Genomic DNA, 21,686 nt, shown 5'->3' with positions numbered 1-21,686 from the left:
CGATGCGATGACGGTATCCACCTCCAGCGCCTGGAGCGGCGCCGACGCGGCCAGCCGCACCGGCGCGCTCGACCAGCGCTTCGCGCTCGACGTGCAGGGCGTCGACGCCCTGCGCCACACCGTGCGCACTTCGCCGGAAGAAGGCCTGAAGCAGGTCTCGCGGCAGTTCGAGGCGCTGTTCATGAACATGGTGCTCAAGAGCATGCGCGAGGCCACGCCCTCCAGCGGCCTGCTCGACAGCCAGGACCAGAAGGTCTACCTGTCGATGTTCGACCAGCAGCTCACGCAGAACCTTTCGGGGCGCGGCGTGGGGCTGGCCGAGTCGATGCTCGCGCAGCTGCGCCGCCAGCTGCCCTCGGGCCCTGTCGATTTCGAGGCCGACGCGGCCATCGGCACCAAGCCCATGTCGCTGGAGCCGCGCGGCGGTTTCCCCTATGCGCCGAACGCGGGCATTCCGCTCGGCTCGGCGCCCAGCAGCCGCGTGGCGACACCGGCCGACCTGAGCGTGTACCAGTTCAACAGCGACCGCCGCGCGAACGGCGCGAATGCGTCGCTGCAAGGCCAGGTCGACGAGTTCGTGGGCCGCATGGGCCCGTCCGCGCAGGCGGCCAGCACGGCCAGCGGCGTGCCCGCGCCGCTGATCCTGGCGCAGGCTGCGCTGGAGTCGGGCTGGGGCAAGCGCGAGATTCGCGCCGACGACGGCACGCAGAGCTTCAACCTGTTCGGCATCAAGGCCGACAAGAGCTGGAAGGGCGCCACGGTGGAAACCACCACCACCGAGTACGTCGACGGCGAACCGCAGAAGGTGCGCGCCAAGTTCAGGGCGTACGGCTCGTACGAAGAGGCCTTCACCGACTACGCGCAGTTCATCACGCGCAACCCGCGCTACGCCAACGTGCTGGCCACCGACGACCCGGCTGCGGCGGCGCACGGCCTGCAGCGCGCGGGCTACGCCACCGATCCGAAGTACGGCGAGAAGCTGGTTCGCATCATGCAGAAGTTCGGTTGAGCCGCCCGCGGCCCGACCCCACGCCCGCGGCTTCATGGCGGGTCACACCCTACCGAGAAATTCCATGACAGAGATCGCGGGCATCGCCCACAAACAGCAGCAGTCGCAGCACATCGACGCCGCGCGGCTGGAGGTCGTGACCTTCAAGCTGGGCGAAGAGGAATACGGCATCGACATCCAGAAGGTGCAGGAGCTGCGCGGGTACGACGCGGTGACGCGCATTGCCAATGCACCGGACTACATCAAGGGGGTGGTGAACCTGCGCGGGATCATTGTTCCGATCATCGACATGCGGATCAAGTTCAAGCTGGGAGACCCGACGTACGACCAGTTCACGGTGGTGATCGTGCTGAACATCGGTGGCCGGGTGGTGGGGATGGTGGTGGACAGCGTGTCGGACGTGATCACGCTCACGGGCGATCAGATCAAGCCTGCGCCGGAGATGGGCTCGGTGCTGGACGCGGACTACCTGATCGGGCTGGGCACGCTGGACGAGCGGATGCTGATCCTGGTGGACATCGACCGGCTCATGTCCAGCGACGAGATGGGCCTGGTCGAGAAGATCGCCGCCTGACAGCGCAACAAGACACAACGACAACGACAGCCACGCAAGGGCCTGGGAGGAGCAACACATGAAAAACTGGAAGATCGGACGGCGCATGGGCGCCGGATTCGCACTGGTGCTGGCGCTGACGCTCATCACCTCGGGCATCGCCGTGCTGCGCCTGCAAAGTGTGGGCGAGGCCACGGAGTCGATGGCGAAGCGCTCGCTGGCCAAGGAGCGCCTGGCCGCTGCCTGGCAACTGGGCACCAGCACCAACAGCGTTCGCACCTTCTCGCTGCTCAAGAGCAACGACCCGGCCGTGCAGGCGTACCTGCAGAAGAACATCACCGCCACCAGCGCCGTCATCAGCGAGACGCAAAAAAAGCTCGAGGACATGCTCGAGACGCCGGCCGAGCTGGCGCTGAGCGCCGACATCAAGAAGAAGCGCGGCGACTACGTCGAGCTGCGCAACCGCGTCCTCAAGCTCAAGGCCGACGGCCGCGCCGACGAGGCCGCCACGTTGACCGACACCCAGTTGATGCCGGCGCTCGACGCCTACGACGCGAGCATCCGCGCCATGGTGGCCCAACAGCAGCAGGACATCGACGCCACCGCCGCCGACATCGACACGCAATACCGTTCGGGCCGCATCTACGTGCTGACGCTGACCATGTTCTCGCTGGTGGTGGGCACGGTGGTCGCATGGGTGCTCACCCGCAGCATCGTCGGCCCGATCGGCGAGGCGCTGCTGATTGCCGAGACCGTGGCCTCCGGCGACCTGAGCAAGGACTTCGAAACCGAACGCGGCGGCGACTTCGGCCGGCTGCTGCGCGGCATGGGCGAGATGGAAGACACGCTCACCGACCTGGTGACGCGCATCAAGGCCTCGACCGATTCCATCGCGGTGGCTTCGCGCCAGATTGCGGCGGGCAACCAGGACCTGTCGTCGCGCACCGAGCAGCAGGCCAGTTCGCTGGAAGAAACGGCGGCCTCGATGGAAGAACTCACGAGCACCGTGAAGCAGAACGCCGACAACGCACGACAGGCCAACCAGCTCGCGGTTTCCGCGTCGGAAGTCGCCGTGAAGGGTGGCCACGTGGTCTCGCAGGTGGTGGGCACCATGGGCTCGATCAATGCGTCGTCGAAGAAGATCGTGGACATCATCGGCGTGATCGACGGCATCGCGTTCCAGACCAACATCCTGGCGTTGAACGCGGCTGTGGAAGCCGCACGCGCGGGCGAGCAGGGCAAGGGCTTTGCCGTGGTCGCTGCCGAAGTACGCAACCTCGCGCAGCGCTCGGCGTCGGCCGCCAAGGAAATCAAGACGCTCATCGGCGACTCGGTCGACAAGGTCGCCGAAGGCAGCAAGCAGGTGGCCGAGGCCGGCCGCACGATGGACGAGATCGTGGGCAGCGTGAAGCGGGTGACCGACATCATGGGCGAGATCACTTCGGCCAGCCAGGAGCAGACCTCGGGCATCGAGCAGATCAACCAGGCCATCAGCCAGATGGACCAGGTCACGCAGCAGAACGCCGCGCTGGTGGAGCAGGCCTCGGCCGCCGCCCAGTCGCTGCAGGAACAGGCCGACGACCTGATGCGGGCCGTGAGCACGTTCAAGCTCGACGCCGACGAACCCGCCTTGCGGACGGCCTGAGAAATTCGTGCGCACCCGTCTCAGTCCCAAGCTCGCCCTTCGCCTGGGCGCCGGTTTCGCCGTGTCGTTGTTCGTGCTGGCCGCGGTGCTCAGCCTCGGCTTCAAGGCCGGCGCCGGCCTCGAATGGGCGCGCCACGCCATGGTGGCGCTGGGCGTGAGCGCGCTGCTGGCCGGCGTGCTCGTCGCCTGGTGCGTCACACGTTCCATCGCCCGCTCGTCGCGCGACGCCGAACTGGTGTCCCAGCGCCTGGACCGCGTTTTCAAGAATTTCAAAGCAAGCGACTCCTGACACCACCATGAACTCCATCCTCAATCTCAAGATCGGCACCCGCCTCGGCCTCGGCTTTGCCGCGGTGCTCCTGCTGCTGGCCGGCCTGGTCGGCCTCGGCCTCGACTCGATGGCCAGCATCCAGTCGCGGCTGAACGGCATCGTCACCGGCAACAACGCGAAAGTGGCCTACGTCAACACGATGGCGGACGCGATCCGCGACATCGCCATCCTCGACAGCAACCTGATCCTGCTGAGCGAAGACGCGGCCATGCGCGAGGAGGCCAGGAAGATCACCGGCGCGCGCGACCGCTTCTCCGAAGCCCGTGGAGGCCTGTCCAAGCTGCTCGTCACGCCCGCGGGCAAGGCGCTGCTCGCCGGCATCGACGAGAAGGTGGCCGTGCTCGTGCCGTTGAACGCCGCCCTGTCCGAGCTCGCGCTGCAGAACAAGAACGACGAAGCGACGATGCTGTTCATCACCAGGTTCCAGCCGGCCGTGAAGGCCGTGCTCACGGAACTCGACAACCTGGACGCACACGAGAGCCGGTTGTCCCGCGCGGCCAACGAGGAAGCCGGTGCCGGCTACGCATGGGCGCGCAACCTGATGCTGTCGCTGGGCGCGCTGGCCATCTTGGCGGGCGCCGCCATCGCGTGGTTCATCACGCGCACCATCACGCGCCCCATCGGCGAGGCCGTGCAGGTGGCCGAGAAGGTGGCCGCGGGCGACATCAGCTCGCGCATCGACGTGCATTCGAAGGACGAAACCGGCCGGCTGATGGCCGCGCTCAAGGCCATGAACGAGAGTCTCGTGAAGATCGTGGGTGAAGTGCGTACGGGCACGGACACGATCGCCACGGCGTCGGGCCAGATTGCGGCGGGCAACCAGGACCTGTCCTCACGCACCGAGGAGCAAGCGAGCTCGCTGGAGCAGACGGCCGCTTCGATGGAAGAACTCACGAGCACCGTGAAGCAGAACGCGGACAACGCGCGCCAGGCCAATCAACTCGCCGTGTCGGCATCGGAAGTGGCGGTGAAGGGCGGCAGCGTCGTCTCGCAAGTGGTCGGCACGATGGGCTCGATCAATGCATCGTCCAAGAAGATCGTCGACATCATCGGCGTGATCGACGGCATTGCGTTCCAGACCAACATCCTGGCACTGAACGCCGCGGTGGAAGCTGCGCGTGCCGGCGAACAGGGCCGCGGCTTCGCCGTCGTGGCTTCGGAAGTTCGCAGCCTGGCGCAGCGCTCGGCGGCGGCAGCCAAGGAAATCAAGACGCTGATCGGCGACTCGGTCGAGAAGGTCGAAGAGGGTAGCAAGCAGGTGGCCGAAGCGGGCCGCACCATGGACGAGATCGTCGGCAGCGTGCGCCGTGTGACGGACATCATGGGAGAAATCACTGCCGCCAGCCAGGAGCAGACCTCCGGCATCGAGCAGATCAACCAGGCCATCAGCCAGATGGACCAGGTCACGCAACAGAACGCCGCGCTGGTGGAAGAGGCCTCGGCAGCCGCCCAGTCGCTGCAGGAACAGGCCGGCAGCCTGGTGCAGGCCGTGAGTGTCTTCAAGCTGGGCGGTGACGAGGCCCGGCGCTCGCCCGCGCGCGCGAGTTTCACGCGCATTACCCCCATCCGGCCTGTGGCGCCTGGGTCGGCGAACACCCGCCCGTCGCCCAAGGGACCGGTGAAGGCGCTGCCCGCGCATCGCAAGGCCGTTTCGGCACCGCGCCTGGCCATGGCCGGCGACGCCAAGGGCGACTGGACCGAGTTTTGACAAGAAAGACCTCAAGTCTGGCGCCAGGATGCCGATACAGGAACACGGCGATGCCGCGGCGTCCGGCCGCCAGGCAGGGGCCGTCGACTTGACCTGAAAGACCCACCGATGAGCCTCGATCCACCCCGCGCGGAACCACGCCACGCACCACCGCCCGCCTTCGTGTCGCTCGCGCGCACGCTCAGCATGCGGGCCGGCGTGGCGATCCTGGGGGTCACGGGGCTGATCTTGTGCGTCTTCTACGCGATGGCGTCGCAGCAGCAGCAGCGCGGCGCCGCCCAGTACGCCAACGCGAAGGCCGAAGCCATCGCGCGGTCGCTGGACATCTTCGACCAGACCATGCAGTCGACCGCCGGCAACGCCTTCGGCGTGTTCCGGCGCCAGTTCGCAACGACGCTGGCGCTCGATGCCTCGGGCACGGGCGCTCTTTCCAGCGACGGCACGCCCATCGACGCGGCCAGCACGAGCGAGGTCGACCGCTTCGCGAGCGACTTCCCCGGTGCCAACGCCACCGTGTTCGTGGCGCAGGGCGAAGACTTCCGCCGCGTGACGACCTCGGTGAAGAAAGAAAACGGCGAGCGTGCCGTGGGCACTCTGCTCGACCGCAAGAGCGCGGCCTATGCGCTGCTGCGCGAAGGCAAGCGCTTCGTCGGGCGGGCCACGCTTTTCGGGCGCCCCTACATCACGGTGTACGAGCCGGTGCGCGACGCGGCCGGCCGCGTGGTGGCGGTGCTGTACATCGGGCTGGACATCTCGCAGCAGCAGGCCGCCTTTGCCGAGGCGGTGAAGGGCACGCGCATCTACACGCAGGGCGGGCTGTACATCGTCAACCCTTCGGGTGCGGGTGCCCCAGGCGCGGCACCCGAGCCCACGCTGGCGTTCCACCCGAGCGCCGCCGGCAAGCCGCTGTCGGACGTATTGAAGGGCGATGCCAATGCATGGCTGGAGCGCCTGAAGCGCGACGATGCCTTCTGGATCGACGACGCACCCGCGGTGCTGGCCCCGGGCGCGGCGGGTGCGCACCATGCGTCGGTGGCCCGCAGCGAAGCCACCGGCTGGCTGGTGGTGGCCGAGGTGTCGGCCGACGAAGTGATGGCCGGCCTGCGCCGCCAGCTGGCATGGCTGGGCGGCTGCATCGCGATCGCGGCGCTGGTGCTGGGCTTCGGGCTGGTGGCGTTCATCCGGCGCACGGTGCGCCCCATCAGCGCGCTGAGCGCGCATGTCGCGGCCATCGGCGGCGGCGACCTGTCGGGCCGGCTGGCCTCGCAGCGGCGCGACGAGATCGGCGTGATCACCCGCGCCGTGGAAACCATGCGCGCCAGCCTGGTGCGCATCGTGGGCGAAGTGCGCACGGGCACCGAGACCATCGCCACGGCGTCGGGGCAGATTGCTGCAGGCAACCAGGACCTGTCGTCGCGCACCGAAGAGCAGGCCAGCTCGCTGGAAGAGACAGCGGCTTCGATGGAAGAACTCACGAGCACCGTGAAGCAGAACGCAGACAACGCGCGCCAGGCCAACCAGCTGGCCGTTTCGGCGTCCGAAGTCGCGGTGAAGGGCGGCAGCGTCGTGTCGCAAGTGGTCGGCACGATGGGCTCGATCAATGCGTCGTCGAAGAAGATCGTGGACATCATCGGTGTCATCGACGGCATCGCGTTCCAGACCAACATCCTGGCTTTGAACGCGGCTGTCGAAGCGGCACGTGCCGGTGAACAGGGCCGTGGCTTCGCCGTCGTGGCCTCGGAAGTTCGCAGCCTGGCGCAACGCTCGGCCTCAGCGGCCAAGGAAATCAAGACGCTGATCGGCGATTCGGTCGAAAAGGTCGAACAGGGCAGCAAGCAGGTGGCCGAAGCGGGCCGCACCATGGACGAGATCGTGGGCAGCGTGAAGCGGGTGACCGACATCATGGGCGAGATCACCTCGGCCAGCCAGGAGCAGACCTCGGGCATCGAGCAGATCAACCAGGCCATCAGCCAGATGGACCAGGTCACGCAACAGAACGCCGCGCTGGTGGAGGAGGCCTCGGCCGCCGCCCAGTCGCTGCAGGAGCAGGCCGGCAGCCTCGTGCAATCGGTGAGCGTCTTCACGCTGGAAGACGCGCCCGTGCACTCGCATTCCGCCGCCGTGGCACGCGCCACGCCGATCTTTGCGCCTTTTGAGAATAAAGGCTTCAACTCTGGCGTCCCGGTGCCGATAACAGGATGACGGCATTGCCGCGGTGGCCTGTCGCGCTGTGACGGAAGGAATAGAGCTGTGAGTTTGAAGGATCTGAAAATCGGCACCCGCCTGGGCTTCGGCTTCACGGCGATGCTGCTGTTGATGGCGCTCATTGCAGGCACGGGTGTGCTGCGCCTGACCCACGTGGGCAACGCCACCGACGAGATGGTGGGGCAGGCGATGGTCAAGGAGCGGCTCGCGACCGAATGGCTCGCCAACCTGCGCTCGAACACCGTGGCCAATTTCGCCATGGTCAAGACCACCGATCCGCAGATGGCCAGCTACTTCGGCAAGATCCAGGCCGCGGGCTCCGCGCGCATCGGTCCGGTGCAGAAGAAGCTCGAATCGATGCTGAGCACGCCCGAGGAGAAGGCGCTCTACGCCAAGGTGGCGGCGTCGCGCGCCCTGGTGCTCGAGGCGGTCGGCGTGCTCAACAAGCTCAAGGAAAGCGGTCAGCAGGAAGCCGCCAACACGTTGGTCGACACCAAGTTCACCGAGGCGCTGGCCGTCTACAGCGGCGCCGTGGAGGCGCTGGCCAACCACCAGCGCGAGAACATCGACGCGGCGGCCCAGGGCATCGACACCGACTTCAAGAGCGGCCGCACCATGCTGCTGTCGCTGGCCGCCATCGCGCTGGTGCTGGGCGCGTTGTTCGCCTGGCGCCTGACGCTGGGCATCGTGCGCCCGCTGGGCCATGCGGTGACGGTCGCCGAGACGGTGGCCGCCGGCGACCTGAGCGCCGACATCCGCGTGGACAGCCGCGACGAGGCGGGCCAGCTGATGCATGCGCTGCGCGAGATGAACGCCAGCCTGGCCAAGGTGGTGGGCGAAGTGCGCACGGGCACGGACACGATCGCGACCGCATCGAACCAGATCGCCTCGGGCAACCAGGATCTTTCTTCGCGCACGGAGCAGCAGGCCAGTTCGCTGGAAGAGACGGCGGCCTCGATGGAAGAGCTCACGAGCACCGTGAAGCAGAACGCCGACAACGCGCGCCAGGCCAACCAGTTGGCCGTGTCGGCGTCGGAAGTGGCGGTGAAGGGCGGCAACGTGGTCTCGCAGGTGGTCGACACCATGGGTTCGATCAATGCGTCGTCGAAAAAGATCGTGGACATCATCGGCGTGATCGACGGCATTGCGTTCCAGACCAACATCCTGGCGCTGAACGCCGCGGTGGAAGCCGCGCGTGCGGGCGAGCAAGGCCGCGGTTTCGCAGTCGTGGCTTCCGAGGTTCGCAGCCTGGCCCAACGCTCGGCGGCAGCAGCCAAGGAAATCAAGACGCTGATCGGCGACTCGGTGGAGAAGGTCGAGGAGGGCAGCAAGCAGGTGGCGGAAGCAGGTCGCACGATGGACGAGATCGTGAGCAGCGTGCGCCGCGTGACGGACATCATGGGCGAGATCACGGCGGCGAGCCAGGAGCAGACCTCGGGCATCGAGCAGATCAACCAGGCCATTTCGCAGATGGACCAGGCGACGCAACAGAACGCCGCATTGGTCGAGCAAGCCTCGGCCGCCGCGCAATCGATGCAGGAACAGGCTGGGAACCTGTCGCAAGTGGTGGGCGTGTTCCGCCTTGACGGCCGCCGTGCGGCCGGCTCGGCGCAGCACCCGCAGTTCACCGCACTCGCTCCGTAAACAAGGAAAAAAAGAAATGCAATGGTTCCAGAATCTCCGCGTCACCGTCCGGCTGATCCTCAGCTTTCTCGTGGTCGCGGCCATCGGCGCGGCCGTCAGCGCGCTCGGCATCTATCACATGGGGCGCATCAGCGATGCGACCCAGCGGCTCTACGCGAATGAGCTGCAGGCGCTCCAGGCCGTGCAGGAAGCCAACATCCACCTGCTGTACGCGAGCCGCGCGCAGGTCACGCTGCTGTCCGCCGGCACGCGCGGCGAGCGCAATACCGGAGCGACCGAACTCAAGGCGTCGATGGAAAGCCTGGCGGCGCGCGCCGGCGAGGTGAAGCCCTTCTTCGAGGAGACCGACGAAGGCAAGAAGCTCTACGGCCAGTACGAGGCCCTGGTCGGTCCGCTGACCAAGCGCATGGCCGACTTCGTGGCGCTGGTGTTCAAGCAGCCGCTGGACAGCTCGCAGTTCGACAACCAGGTGACCGAGGACAGCACCCGCCTGCTGAAGGAATCGCGCGGCGTGGAGGAAGTGCTCAAGGGCATGGTCGCGCACAGCAAGGACCTGGCCAGGGCCAGTGCAGAGCACGCCGGCGAAACCTACAGGACATCGCGGCTGATGATGGTGGTGATGGCGCTGGCCGGCATTGCGGCGAGCGTGGGCCTGGGCGTGCTGGTCGCGCGCCTGCTGAGCCGCCAGCTGGGCGGCGAGCCGGTGTATGCGGCCGACGTGGTCAGCCGCATCGCCGCCGGCGACCTGTCGATGGCCGTCGACGCCGACACCGCGCGCGACGGCAGCCTGCTGCACTCCATCAAGCAGATGCAGGCGCAGCTGACCTCGATCGTCGGAAAGATCAAGGAGTCCAGCGACACCATTGCCACCGCCTCGGGCCAGATCGCTGCGGGCAACCAGGACCTGTCGTCGCGCACCGAGCAGCAGGCCAGTTCGCTGGAAGAGACGGCGGCGTCGATGGAAGAACTCACGAGCACCGTGAAGCAGAACGCCGACAACGCGCGCCAGGCCAACCAGCTGGCCGTTTCGGCATCGGAAGTGGCGGTGAAGGGCGGCCATGTCGTGTCGCAGGTGGTCGACACCATGGGCTCGATCAATGCGTCGTCGAAAAAGATCGTCGACATCATCGGCGTGATCGATGGCATCGCGTTCCAGACCAACATCCTGGCGCTGAACGCGGCTGTGGAAGCGGCGCGTGCCGGTGAACAGGGCCGCGGCTTCGCAGTGGTGGCCTCGGAAGTCCGCAGCCTGGCGCAACGCTCGGCCGCGGCGGCGAAGGAAATCAAGACGCTCATCGGCGACTCGGTCGACAAGGTCGCCGAAGGCAGCAAGCAGGTGGCCGAGGCCGGCCGCACCATGGACGAGATCGTGGGCAGCGTGAAGCGGGTGACGGACATCATGGGCGAGATCACCTCGGCCAGCCAGGAGCAGACATCGGGCATCGAACAGATCAACCAGGCCATCAGCCAGATGGACCAGGTCACGCAACAGAACGCCGCGCTGGTGGAAGAGGCTTCGGCCGCCGCCCAGTCGCTGCAGGAGCAGGCGGGCAGCCTTTCGGAAGTCGTCGGCGTGTTCCGCCTCGGCAACCCGCAACTGGCCCTGACCTGACAAAGAAGAGACCGACATGCGCGTCAATCTGCCGATCACCGGCGTCGAATACGAACTCCCGCCGGGCGCCGCCCTGGTGTCCCGCACCGACCTGAAGGGTCGCATCACCTACGTCAACCCGGCCTTCGTGGAGGCCAGCGGCTTCGCGGTGGCCGACCTCATGGGCAAGGCGCACAACATCGTGCGCCACCCCGACGTGCCGGCCGAGGCCTTCGCGGACATGTGGGCCTCGCTGGGGCAGGGCCTGCCCTGGACCGGCCTCATCAAGAACCGGCGCCAGAACGGCGACTTCTACTGGGTGCTGGCCAATGTCACGCCCATCCGGCGCAACGGCCGCGTGCAGGGCTACATGTCGGTGCGCAGCAAGCCCGGGCGCGGCGAAGTGGCCGAAGCCGACGCGCTGTACGCCCGCATCCGCGAAGGCCGCGCCAAGGACGTCGAGATCCTGCAGGGCGAAGTGGTGCAGCGCGGCTGGCGCAACCCGCTGGCGCGGCTGCGCCGCATTCCCGTGCGCACCCGCGTGGCCGGCGCCACGGCCGTGGCCGCCGTGCTCTCGCTGGGCCTGGGTGCCGCGGGCTGGATGGCCGCGTCGCGGCTGGTGGCTTCCGCCGGTGCGCACGGCAGCCTGCCTGGGCTGATCGCGGCCAGCGGCGCGGCCTCCACGCTCGCCTGGCTGGGCCTGGGCCGCTTCCTGGGCCGCACGGTGTTCCGCCCGCTGGACGAGGCGGTGCACGTGGCACGTTCCATTGCAGGCGGCGACCTCGCGCGCTTCGAGGTGCGGCGCGGCGACGAAATCACCGGGCTGCTGCGTGCGCTGAACCAGATGAGCGCCAACCTCTTTGCCATCGTCTCGGACGTGGGCGAGAACGTGGCCGGCGTGATGTCGGCGTCCAGCCAGATCGCCTCGGGCAACCAGGACCTGTCTTCGCGCACGGAGCAGCAGGCCAGCTCGCTGGAAGAGACGGCGGCCTCGATGGAAGAGCTGACCTCGACGGTGAAGCAGAACGCCGACAACGCACGCCAGGCCAACCAGCTGGCCGTGTCGGCGTCGGAAGTGGCGGTGAAGGGCGGCAACGTGGTCTCGCAGGTGGTCGACACCATGGGCTCGATCAATGCGTCGTCGAAAAAGATCGTGGACATCATCGGCGTCATCGACGGCATCGCGTTCCAGACCAACATCCTGGCGCTGAACGCGGCTGTGGAAGCGGCGCGCGCCGGCGAGCAGGGCAAGGGCTTTGCCGTGGTCGCGTCGGAAGTGCGCAGCTTGGCGCAACGCTCGGCGTCGGCCGCCAAGGAAATCAAGACGCTGATCGGCGACTCGGTCGACAAGGTCGAGGCCGGCAGCAAGCAGGTGGCGGAAGCCGGCCGCACGATGCAGGAGATCGTGGGCAGCGTGCGCCGCGTGACCGACATCATGGGCGAGATCACCACCGCCAGCCAGGAGCAGACCTCCGGCATCGAGCAGATCAACCAGGCCATCTCGCAGATGGACCAGGTCACGCAACAGAACGCCGCGCTGGTCGAAGAGGCCACGGCCACAGCCGAGTTGCTGCAGGAACAGGCCGACGGCCTCGTGAAGGCCGTGCGCGTTTTCAGTGGCGGCACCGGCCAGATGGCCGAAGTCGCCGAGACCGCCTGAAGCTCGCGCACCCCCAACCAACCCCAACCAGATTCAACCCGGAGAAGAACCCCATGCTCAACAAGGCAAAAGACCCATTGAAACAAGCCGGCTCGGCATCGTCCGCCGCCGCCGTCGCCGCCCGCCTGGAGGTCGTGACCTTCAAGCTGGGCGAAGAGGAATACGGCATCGACATCCAGAAGGTGCAGGAGCTGCGCGGGTACGACGCGGTGACGCGCATTGCCAATGCACCGGACTACATCAAGGGGGTGGTGAACCTGCGCGGGATCATTGTTCCGATCATCGACATGCGGATCAAGTTCAAGCTGGGCGACCCGACGTACGACCAGTTCACGGTGGTGATCGTGCTGAACATCGGTGGCCGGGTGGTGGGGATGGTGGTGGACAGCGTGTCGGACGTGATCACGCTCACGGGCGATCAGATCAAGCCGGCGCCGGAGATGGGCTCGGTGCTGGACGCGGACTACCTGATCGGGCTGGGCACGCTGGACGAGCGGATGCTGATCCTGGTGGACATCGACCGCCTGATGTCCAGCGACGAGATGGGCCTGGTCGAGGCTGCGGCCACCGCCTGATTCCCGCCTGCACATTCGCCTGAAGGCACCCCATGAACTTCCTCGCCAACCTTCGCATCGCCAGACGCCTCACGCTGGCATTCGCCATCGTGCTCGGCCTGACCGTGATCTCGACCGCCATCGCGCTGGTGTCCGCGCGCAACAACGCGGAGGCCACGCGGCTGATGATGCAGAGCCCGCTCGCCAAGGAAAGGCTCATTTCCGACTGGTACGTGCTGACCTATTCGGCCATCGCCCGCACCTCGATGATCGCGCGCACCACGGACGACACCCTGCCCGTGACCTTCGCCGACGTGATTGCCGACAGCGTGAAGAAGGGCAGCGAGACCATCGCGAAGGTGGAGCCGCTGCTGTTCACCGACGAGGAAAAGGCGACCTACAAATCCATCATCGAGCTGCGTGCGAAATACCAGGCCGGCAAGGAAGAAGTGAACAAGGCCAAGGCGAGCGGCAATGCGGGGGAAGCTGCACGCGCGTTCAAGGACGTGTTCCAGCCGGCCGCCAAGGCCTACGAGAACCGGGTGCTGGACCTGCTGTCGATCGAGCGCCGCGACATCGACCGCATGAGCCACGACATCGACGCGGCCAACCTGAAGAGCTTCAACCTGCAGCTGCTGCTGACCTTGCTGACGGTGGTGAGCGGGGGCATCTTCGCGTTCTTCATCTCGCGCAGCATCGTGCGTCCGCTGGCCAGGGCGGTGGTGGTGGCCGAGACGGTGGCGCAGGGCGACCTGAGCGCGGACATTCGCGTGGACAGCCGCGACGAGGTGGGCCAGCTGATGCAGGCGCTGAAGAACATGAACACCAGCCTGGCCAAGGTGGTGGGCGAAGTGCGCTCCGGCACCGAGACCATCGCCACGGCGTCGGGGCAGATTGCGGCGGGCAACCAGGACCTGTCGTCGCGCACCGAAGAGCAGGCCAGTTCGCTCGAGGAAACAGCCGCTTCGATGGAAGAGCTGACCTCTACGGTGAAGCAGAACGCGGACAACGCGCGCCAGGCCAACCAGCTCGCGGTTTCCGCCTCCGAAGTGGCGGTGAAGGGCGGCAGCGTGGTGTCGCAAGTGGTCGACACGATGGGCTCGATCAATGCGTCGTCCAAGAAGATCGTGGACATCATCGGTGTCATCGACGGCATCGCGTTCCAGACCAACATCCTGGCACTGAACGCTGCGGTGGAAGCTGCACGCGCAGGTGAACAGGGCCGTGGCTTCGCCGTCGTGGCCTCGGAAGTTCGCAGCCTGGCGCAACGCTCGGCCTCAGCGGCCAAGGAAATCAAGACGCTGATCGGCGATTCGGTCGAAAAGGTCGAACAGGGCAGCAAGCAGGTGGCCGAAGCGGGCCGCACCATGGACGAGATCGTGGGCAGCGTGAAGCGGGTGACCGACATCATGGGCGAGATCACCTCGGCCAGCCAGGAGCAGACCTCGGGCATCGAGCAGATCAACCAGGCCATCTCGCAGATGGACCAGGTCACGCAACAGAACGCCGCGCTGGTGGAGGAGGCCTCGGCCGCCGCCCAGTCGCTGCAGGAGCAGGCCGGCAGCCTCGTGCAGGCCGTGAGCATCTTCAGGCTCGACCACAACGCCGTGGTCGCGCGCACCGGCTTCACACGTATCACGCCGATCGCTCGGCCGGCCAAGGCGGTTGCGGGTTCCCCGTCCGCGCTCAAGCGCCCGGCCCAGGCGCTGCCTGCGCGCAGCGCACCCGGCAAGGGTGCAGCGCCGCAACTGGCTGCGGCCGGCACCGGCGACTGGACGGAATTCTGAGTCGCCCGCGCAAGAACAACACATAACAGTCGAACGGGGCCCACGGCCCCTGAAGGAAAAATCATCAACGCTTTCTACAACCTCAAAATCGCGACCAAGCTGCTTGTGTCGTTTCTCGCCGTTCTCTTGCTGACGGCGGGTGTCGGTGCCATCTCGGTGCTGCAACTCGGGAAGGTGCACGACATGTCCACCGACCTGGCCACCAACTGGATGCCGGCGACACGCTCCCTGCTCGAAATGAAGAACCTGGTGTCGCGCTACCGCACCCAGGAACTGCAGCACATCCTGTCCGGCTCGACCGACGAGATGGCCGTCTACGAAAAGTCGATGGACACGACCTGGGCCGCGCTGCAAAAAGGCCGCGCCGAATACCAGACACTCATTTCCGAACCCGAGGAGCGCGAGGTCTACCCCGTCTTCGAGAAGCTGCTTGCCGAGTACGCGCTGGAGCACAACAAGGTCATCGCCATCTCGCACACGCAGAACACCGAGCAGGCGACCGCGCTGAGCCGCGGCAAGTCGCTGCAGCTGAACCGCGACATGAACACGGCGCTGGACAAGCTGACCGAAGTGAATGTAGCCGGCGCCCTTCGCGCGGGCGAGACGGCCGACACGGTGTACGCGCAAGCCCGTCTGTGGGTGGTGGGCCTGCTGCTGGGCGCCATTGCGCTCGGACTGGCGCTGGCGCTGTGGATTGCGCGCATCGTCGCGCGGCCGCTGGCCGAGGCCGTGAAGGTGGCGCAGTCGGTGGCCGCGGGCGACCTGACCAGCCGCATCGAGGCCAAGACGACGGACGAGACCGGCCTGCTGCTGGAAGCACTGAGGGGCATGAACAACAGCCTCGTGAAGATCGTGGGTGAAGTGCGCACGGGCACGGACACGATCGCGACGGCGTCGGGCCAGATTGCTGCGGGCAACCAGGACCTGTCGTCGCGCACCGAAGAGCAGGCCAGCTCGCTCGAGGAGACGGCGGCTTCGATGGAAGAGCTGACCTCTACGGTGAAGCAGAACGCCGACAACGCGCGCCAAGCGAACCAGCTGGCCGTGTCGGCATCGGAAGTGGCGGTGAAGGGCGGCAGTGTCGTGTCGCAGGTGGTGGGCACGATGGGCTCGATCAATGCGTCGTCCAAGAAGATCGTCGACATCATCGGCGTCATCGACGGCATCGCGTTCCAGACGAACATCCTGGCGCTGAATGCCGCAGTGGAGGCGGCGCGAGCCGGCGAACAGGGCCGCGGCTTCGCAGTGGTGGCCTCGGAAGTTCGCAGCCTGGCGCAGCGCTCGGCGGCAGCGGCGAAGGAAATCAAGACGCTGATCGGCGACTCGGTGGAGAAGGTCGAAGAGGGCAGCAAGCAGGTGGCCGAAGCCGGCCGCACCATGGACGAGATCGTCGGCAGCGTGCGCCGTGTGACGGACATCATGGGAGAAATCACTGCCGCCAGCCAGGAGCAGACCTCCGGCATCGAGCAGATCAACCAGGCCATCAGCCAGATGGACCAGGTCACGCAACAGAACGCCGCGCTGGTGGAGGAGGCCTCGGCCGCCGCCCAGTCGCTGCAGGAACAGGCCGGCAGCCTCGTGCAGGCCGTGAGCATCTTCAAGCTCGACCACAACGCCGTGGTCGCGCGCACCGGCTTCACACGCGTCACGCCCATCGCCCGGCCGGCCAAGGCGGTTGCGGGTTCCCAGTCGGCGCTCAAGCGCCCGGCCCAGGCGCTGCCTGCGCGCCGCGAACCCGGCACGGGCCCCGCGCCGCGCCTGGCCGTGGCCGCGGACGCCAAGGGCGACTGGACGGAGTTTTAAGAAACAAGAGACGCAGGGGGCTCAACACCGGCGGGCCCGTGCCGATAACGAACCGACAACGCCGCATTCCGCGGCGGGATTCGCTCCAGTTCTGAAAGAGAAGAAATCAAATGAGTTTGAAGAACCTGAAAATCGGCACCCGCCTGGGCCTGGGTTTCGCGGCCATGCTGCTGTTGATGGGCGTGATTGCCGGCACCGGCTTCCTGCGCCTTGCCAGCGTGGGCCAGTCCACGGACGAGATGATCGCGCACGCCCTGGTGAAGGAGCGCCTGGCCAACCAGTGGTCCAACCTGCTGGGGCCCACCATCGTGCGTTCCTTCGCCATGGTGAAGGCCACCGACCCGGCCGTGGTCGCGTACTTCGCCAAGGCCCGCGCCGACAGCTCGGCGCTGATCAACCCGGTGCAGAAGAAGCTCGAGGAGCTGCTGACCTCGCCGGAAGAAAAGAAGCTCTACGCCGGCGTGGCCGATGCGCGCGCCGTGGTGCTGGAGGTCATCGAGAAGATCAACAAGCTCAAGGCCGCGGGCCAGAGCGACGAGGCCTCCACCATGGCGGACAACCAGTTCGCGTCGGGCCTTGTCGTCTACGAAGAAGCCGTGGCCAAGCTCGCGGCCTACCAGCGCGACAGGATCGACGTGCTGTCCAAGGGCATCCTGGCCGACCACGAAAGCGGCCAGACCCTGCTGCTGGCGCTGTCGGCCATTGCGCTGGTGCTGGGTGCGCTGTTCGCCTGGCGCCTGACGCTGGGCATCGTGCGTCCGCTGGGCCATGCGGTCACGGTCGCCGAGACGGTGGCCGCCGGTGACCTGAGTGCCGACATCGTGGTCCAAAGCCGCGACGAGACCGGCCAGCTGATGCATGCGCTGCGCGAGATGAACGCCAGCCTGGCCAAGGTGGTGGGCGAAGTGCGCTCCGGCACCGAGACCATCGCCACGGCGTCGGGGCAGATCGCCTCGGGCAACCAGGACCTGTCGTCGCGCACCGAAGAGCAGGCCAGCTCGCTCGAGGAAACAGCCGCTTCGATGGAAGAACTCACGAGCACCGTGAAGCAGAACGCCGACAACGCGCGTCAAGCCAACCAGCTGGCCGTGTCGGCATCGGAAGTGGCGGTCAAGGGCGGAAGCGTCGTGTCGCAAGTGGTGGGCACGATGGGCTCGATCAATGCGTCGTCGAAGAAGATCGTGGACATCATCGGTGTCATCGACGGCATCGCGTTCCAGACGAACATCCTGGCGCTGAACGCGGCCGTGGAAGCAGCACGCGCAGGTGAACAGGGCCGTGGCTTCGCAGTGGTGGCCTCGGAAGTCCGCAGCCTGGCGCAGCGCTCTGCGGCAGCGGCCAAGGAAATCAAGACGCTGATCGGCGACTCGGTGGAAAAGGTCGAAGAGGGCAGCAAGCAGGTGGCCGAAGCGGGCCGCACCATGGACGAGATCGTGGGCAGCGTGAAGCGCGTGACCGACATCATGGGCGAGATCACCTCGGCCAGCCAGGAGCAGACCTCCGGCATCGAGCAGATCAACCAGGCCATCAGCCAGATGGACCAGGTCACGCAACAGAACGCCGCGCTGGTGGAGGAGGCTTCGGCCGCGGCCCAGTCGCTGCAGGAGCAGGCCGGCAGCCTCGTGCAGGCCGTGAGCATCTTCAAGCTCGACCGCAATGCGGTGGCCTCGCCCCGCGCGGCGTTCACGCCCATCACCCCGATCCCGAAGGTGGCTAGGGCAGCGCCCCGGCGTGCGGCCACGCCGCTGCCCCCGCGGCGCACGCCCGGCGCCGCACCCGCACCCCAGTTGTCAATGACCGGCGACGCCAAGGGCGACTGGACCGAGTTCTGACCCTCAACTTTCGGCGCAAGCTGCCGATAAAGAGAACAAGGCATCGAAAAGACAGTGAACCGATGCCACCCCTACACACCATCGACAGGTAACGCCTTATGTCCGGAAGTTTGTTCTACACAGGTCTGAGCGGTCTGAGCGTCGCTCGCACCGCGCTGATGACCACGGCCCACAACACCGCCAACGTGTACACCGCCGGCTACAGCCGGCAAGTGGCGGAAATCGCCACCGGCAGCGCCATCTCCAGCGGCTCGGGCTTCATCGGCTCGGGTGCCAACGTGACGACCGTCTCGCGCAGCTACGACCGCTACCTGACGGCGCAGCTGGGAACGGCGCAGTCGGCCTCGGCCGCGCTGGCCACCAACAGCGTTCAGATCAACCGCATCGACACCCTGCTGGCCGACAAGACCTCGGGCATCGCGCCGCTGATGCAGAGCTTCTTCACCAGCATCCAGGGCGTGGCCAACACGCCGGCCGACCCGGCCGCGCGCCAGCAGATGATCAGCTCGGCCCAGGCGCTGGCCAGCAAGTTCCGCACGACCGACCAGTACCTGTCGGACCTGAACTCCTCGGTGAACGAGCAGATCGTGGGCAGCGTGGACCAGATCAACACCTACGCCAGCAAGATCGCCAGCCTCAACCAGCAGATCAGCCAGATCAGCGCCATGGCCGGCGGCCAGCCGCCCAACGACCTGCTCGACCAGCGCGACCAGCTCGTGAGCAACCTGAGCCAGGTGGTCGACGTGAAGGTGCTGCAGCAGGACAACGGCAAGTACAACGTGTTCATCGCCACCGGCCAGTCGCTGGTGGTGGGCGACTACGCTTCGCAGATGGTGGCGGTGAATTCCGCCGCGGACCCGTCGCGCAAGGCGGTGGCGCTGCAGGGCTTTGCCGGCAACACCTCCGAGCTGTCGGACACCGCCATCACCGGCGGCGTGCTGGGCGGGCTCATGAGCTTTCGCCGCGACACGCTCATTCCGTCGCAGAACGCCATCGGCCGTCTCGCGATCTCGGTGTCCGACGCGGTGAACGCGCAGCACAAGCTGGGCGTGGACCTGAGCGGCGCGCTGGGCAAGGACTTCTTCACGCAGTCGGTGCCGCTCGCGCTGCCCAATGCCAAGAACACGGGCAACCTGGAGTTCGGCGCCACGGTGTCGAACGCCTCGCAGCTCACGACCAGCGACTACAACGTGAGCGTCACCGACGTGGCCGGCACGCTCAACTACTCGGTCACCCGGCTTTCGGACAAAACGTCGATGGGCACTTTCACCACATTCCCCATCACCTTCGACGGCGTCAGCCTCACGGCCGCCAGCGGCACCGCGCAGGCCGGCGACTCGTTCCTGGTGCAGCCCACGCGCACCGGCGCGCGCGACCTCGACGTGCTCACGCTCGACCCGGCCAAGGTGGCCGCCGCGTCGCCGATCGTCACCGGCAACACCGCCGGCAACAAAGGCAGCGGCGCGCTGAGCCCCGCCACCGTGAACGCCAGCTACCCGGGCACGCCGCTGGCCGGCCCGGTGACGCTGAGCTACGACGCCGCCACCAGCAGCTTCTCGGGCTTCCCGGCCACCTCGGCCGTCACCGTGACGCTGGCCGACGGCACCAGCACCAGCTATGCGGCCGGTGCGCCCGTGCCTTACACGGCCGGCGCCAAGATGAGCTTCGACGGCATCACCGTCGGCATGACCGGCGCGCCCGCGCAGGGCGACACCTTCACCATCGGCAAGAACACCTCGGGCGTGTCCGACAACACCAACGCCCTGGCGCTGGGCGCGCTGCAGCGCAAGACCCTCATGTCCGGCGGCACGGCGACCTTCAACGGCGCCTACTCGCAGCTGGTGAGCGAGGTGGGCAACCGCGCCATGGCCGTGAAGGTGGCGGCCACCACGCAAGACAGCGTGACGGGCCAGATCAAGGCCAGCCAGCAGTCGATCTCCGGCGTGAACCAGGACGAGGAAACCGCCAACCTGCTGATGTTCCAGCAGATGTACCAGGCCAATGCGAAGGTGATCCAGACCGCTTCGACCATCTTCGACGCGATCCTCGGCATCAGCAACTGAGCCTCCATTTCGTACCGATCCAGGAAACCGCGATGCGCATCAGCACCCAATCCTTCTACGACCAGAACGTCAGCGCCATGGGGCAGCAGCAGCAGAAGCTGTTCCGTGTGCAGCAGCAACTGGCCACGAACTCCAAGTTCCTCACGGCCGGCGACGACCCGGTCGGCGCGGCGCGCGCCCTGGGCGTCACCCAGACGCTGTCGGAAAACGCGCAGTACGCCACCAGCCGCCAGCGCGCGTCGCTGTCGCTGTCGACCGAAGAGAACGCACTGAACTCGGTGACGTCGATCCTGCAGAACATCAAGACCCTGACAGTGGCGGCGGGCAACGGCACGCTGGCGGACGCCGACCGCGCCTCGCTCGCCACCACCATCCAGAGCGCGCTCGACCAGCTGGTGGGCGTGGCCAACTCGGACGACGGCAACGGCCAGTTCCTGTTCGCCGGCTTCAAGAGCGGCTCGCCGCCGTTCGTGGCGGCGTCCGGCGGCGGCGTGCAGTACGTGGGCGACCAGGGCCAGCGGCTGATGCAGGTCGACGTGGCGCGCCAGCTGTCCACCTCGGACGACGGCCGCAGCATCTTCCAGACGGTGCAGGGCGGCGCGGGCTACGTGACCGTGGGCGCGGCCGGCAACACCGGCACCGGCGTGTTCGGCGCGGTGGGCGTGAAGGACGCCACCGATGCGAACTACGGCAAGGACTTCAGCATCAGCTTCACGGGTGGCAACTACGCCGTGTCGACCAAGGACACACCGCCCGTGGTGGTGGCGGGCGGGCTGTATAGCGAAGGCCAGCCGATCTCGTTCGGCGGCGTGCAGTTGAACATCAAGGGCACGCCGGCCAACGGCGACAGCTTCGACGTGTCGACCGCGAAGAACGCCGGCACCGACATCTTCGCGAGCATCGGCGAGCTGGTGTCGGCGCTGCGCACCCCGCTGACCGGCGGCGGCGCGGCGGCCCAGGCCAAGCTGCAGAACGCCTTGAGCACGGCCAACGTGAAGGTCACGAACGCGCACGACAACGTGCTGACGGTGCTGTCGTCGGTGGGCTCGCGCCAGACCGAGATCGACGCGCTCGACACCGCCGGCGCGGCCAGCAAGCTGCAGGAAGAAAGCTACCGCTCCAGCATCGAGGACCTGGACCCGTACAGCGCCATCGCGGAGTTCTACCAGCGCCAGTCGTCGCTGCAGGCCACGCAGATGACGTTCGCGAAGCTGAACAGCATTTCGCTCTTCAACTATCTTTGACTCGCCCCCAGGCTTCGCGCACTTCGTGTCGCTTCTCCAACCCCCTGCCGGGGGCGA

Annotated in this window: 15 protein-coding genes; all 15 read left to right on the top strand. The window is 67.0% G+C overall.

All coding sequences use genetic code 11. From position 1 onward, the window contains the following. Nucleotides 1-7 precede the first annotated feature (7 nt). The 15 genes from flgJ (at nt 8) to flgL (ending at nt 21,629) form a co-directional block, all read left to right on the top strand. Entirely contained in the window at nt 8-1,009 is a 1,002-nt protein-coding gene (gene flgJ, locus ACSFA5_RS14045) for a flagellar assembly peptidoglycan hydrolase FlgJ (protein ID WP_435444645.1), read from the top strand. Between the two features lie 64 nt (nt 1,010-1,073). Beyond that, entirely contained in the window at nt 1,074-1,583 is a 510-nt protein-coding gene (locus tag ACSFA5_RS14040) for a chemotaxis protein CheW (RefSeq protein ID WP_435444644.1), read from the top strand. A 58-nt stretch (nt 1,584-1,641) separates the two neighbouring features. Continuing rightward, nucleotides 1,642-3,207 (top strand): methyl-accepting chemotaxis protein, encoded by a 1,566-nt coding sequence (locus tag ACSFA5_RS14035; RefSeq protein WP_435444643.1) that lies wholly within the window; start codon nt 1,642-1,644, stop codon nt 3,205-3,207. Nucleotides 3,208-3,214: 7 nt separating this feature from the next. Further along, entirely contained in the window at nt 3,215-3,496 is a 282-nt protein-coding gene (locus ACSFA5_RS14030) for a hypothetical protein (protein WP_435444642.1), read from the top strand. Nucleotides 3,497-3,503: 7 nt separating this feature from the next. Then, on the top strand, nt 3,504-5,246 hold the full coding sequence (locus ACSFA5_RS14025) for a methyl-accepting chemotaxis protein (protein WP_435444641.1): 1,743 nt from the start codon (nt 3,504-3,506) through the stop codon (nt 5,244-5,246). Between the two features lie 108 nt (nt 5,247-5,354). Beyond that, nucleotides 5,355-7,448 carry a methyl-accepting chemotaxis protein gene (locus tag ACSFA5_RS14020; RefSeq protein ID WP_435444640.1) on the top strand — a complete coding sequence of 698 codons (2,094 nt, stop codon included), beginning with the start codon at nt 5,355-5,357 and terminating at the stop codon, nt 7,446-7,448. Between the two features lie 48 nt (nt 7,449-7,496). After that, entirely contained in the window at nt 7,497-9,095 is a 1,599-nt protein-coding gene (locus ACSFA5_RS14015; protein WP_435444639.1) for a methyl-accepting chemotaxis protein, read from the top strand. Between the two features lie 16 nt (nt 9,096-9,111). Then, nucleotides 9,112-10,707, top strand: a complete 1,596-nt coding sequence (locus ACSFA5_RS14010) for a methyl-accepting chemotaxis protein (protein WP_435444638.1) — start codon at nt 9,112-9,114, stop codon at nt 10,705-10,707. A 16-nt stretch (nt 10,708-10,723) separates the two neighbouring features. After that, entirely contained in the window at nt 10,724-12,346 is a 1,623-nt protein-coding gene (locus ACSFA5_RS14005; RefSeq protein WP_435444637.1) for a methyl-accepting chemotaxis protein, read from the top strand. 53 nt (nt 12,347-12,399) lie between these two features. Continuing rightward, nucleotides 12,400-12,921, top strand: coding sequence for a chemotaxis protein CheW (locus ACSFA5_RS14000; RefSeq protein WP_435444636.1), 522 nt, complete (start codon nt 12,400-12,402; stop codon nt 12,919-12,921). A 32-nt stretch (nt 12,922-12,953) separates the two neighbouring features. Beyond that, entirely contained in the window at nt 12,954-14,687 is a 1,734-nt protein-coding gene (locus ACSFA5_RS13995) for a methyl-accepting chemotaxis protein (protein WP_435444635.1), read from the top strand. Between the two features lie 63 nt (nt 14,688-14,750). Continuing rightward, on the top strand, nt 14,751-16,490 hold the full coding sequence (locus tag ACSFA5_RS13990) for a methyl-accepting chemotaxis protein (protein ID WP_435444765.1): 1,740 nt from the start codon (nt 14,751-14,753) through the stop codon (nt 16,488-16,490). 110 nt (nt 16,491-16,600) lie between these two features. After that, nucleotides 16,601-18,322, top strand: coding sequence for a methyl-accepting chemotaxis protein (locus ACSFA5_RS13985; protein WP_435444634.1), 1,722 nt, complete (start codon nt 16,601-16,603; stop codon nt 18,320-18,322). A 98-nt stretch (nt 18,323-18,420) separates the two neighbouring features. Then, complete coding sequence (gene flgK / locus ACSFA5_RS13980; RefSeq protein ID WP_435444633.1) at nt 18,421-20,385, top strand: flagellar hook-associated protein FlgK; 1,965 nt, start codon at nt 18,421-18,423, stop codon at nt 20,383-20,385. A 32-nt stretch (nt 20,386-20,417) separates the two neighbouring features. Further along, entirely contained in the window at nt 20,418-21,629 is a 1,212-nt protein-coding gene (flgL, locus tag ACSFA5_RS13975; RefSeq protein WP_435444632.1) for a flagellar hook-associated protein FlgL, read from the top strand. The last annotated feature ends 57 nt before the right edge of the window (nt 21,630-21,686 follow it).

Source organism: Variovorax monticola, from assembly GCF_051216855.1.
GTDB lineage: Bacteria > Pseudomonadota > Gammaproteobacteria > Burkholderiales > Burkholderiaceae_C > Variovorax.
Note: the sequence above shows the minus strand (reverse complement) of the source record. Positions and strands in the feature narration are given on the sequence as shown.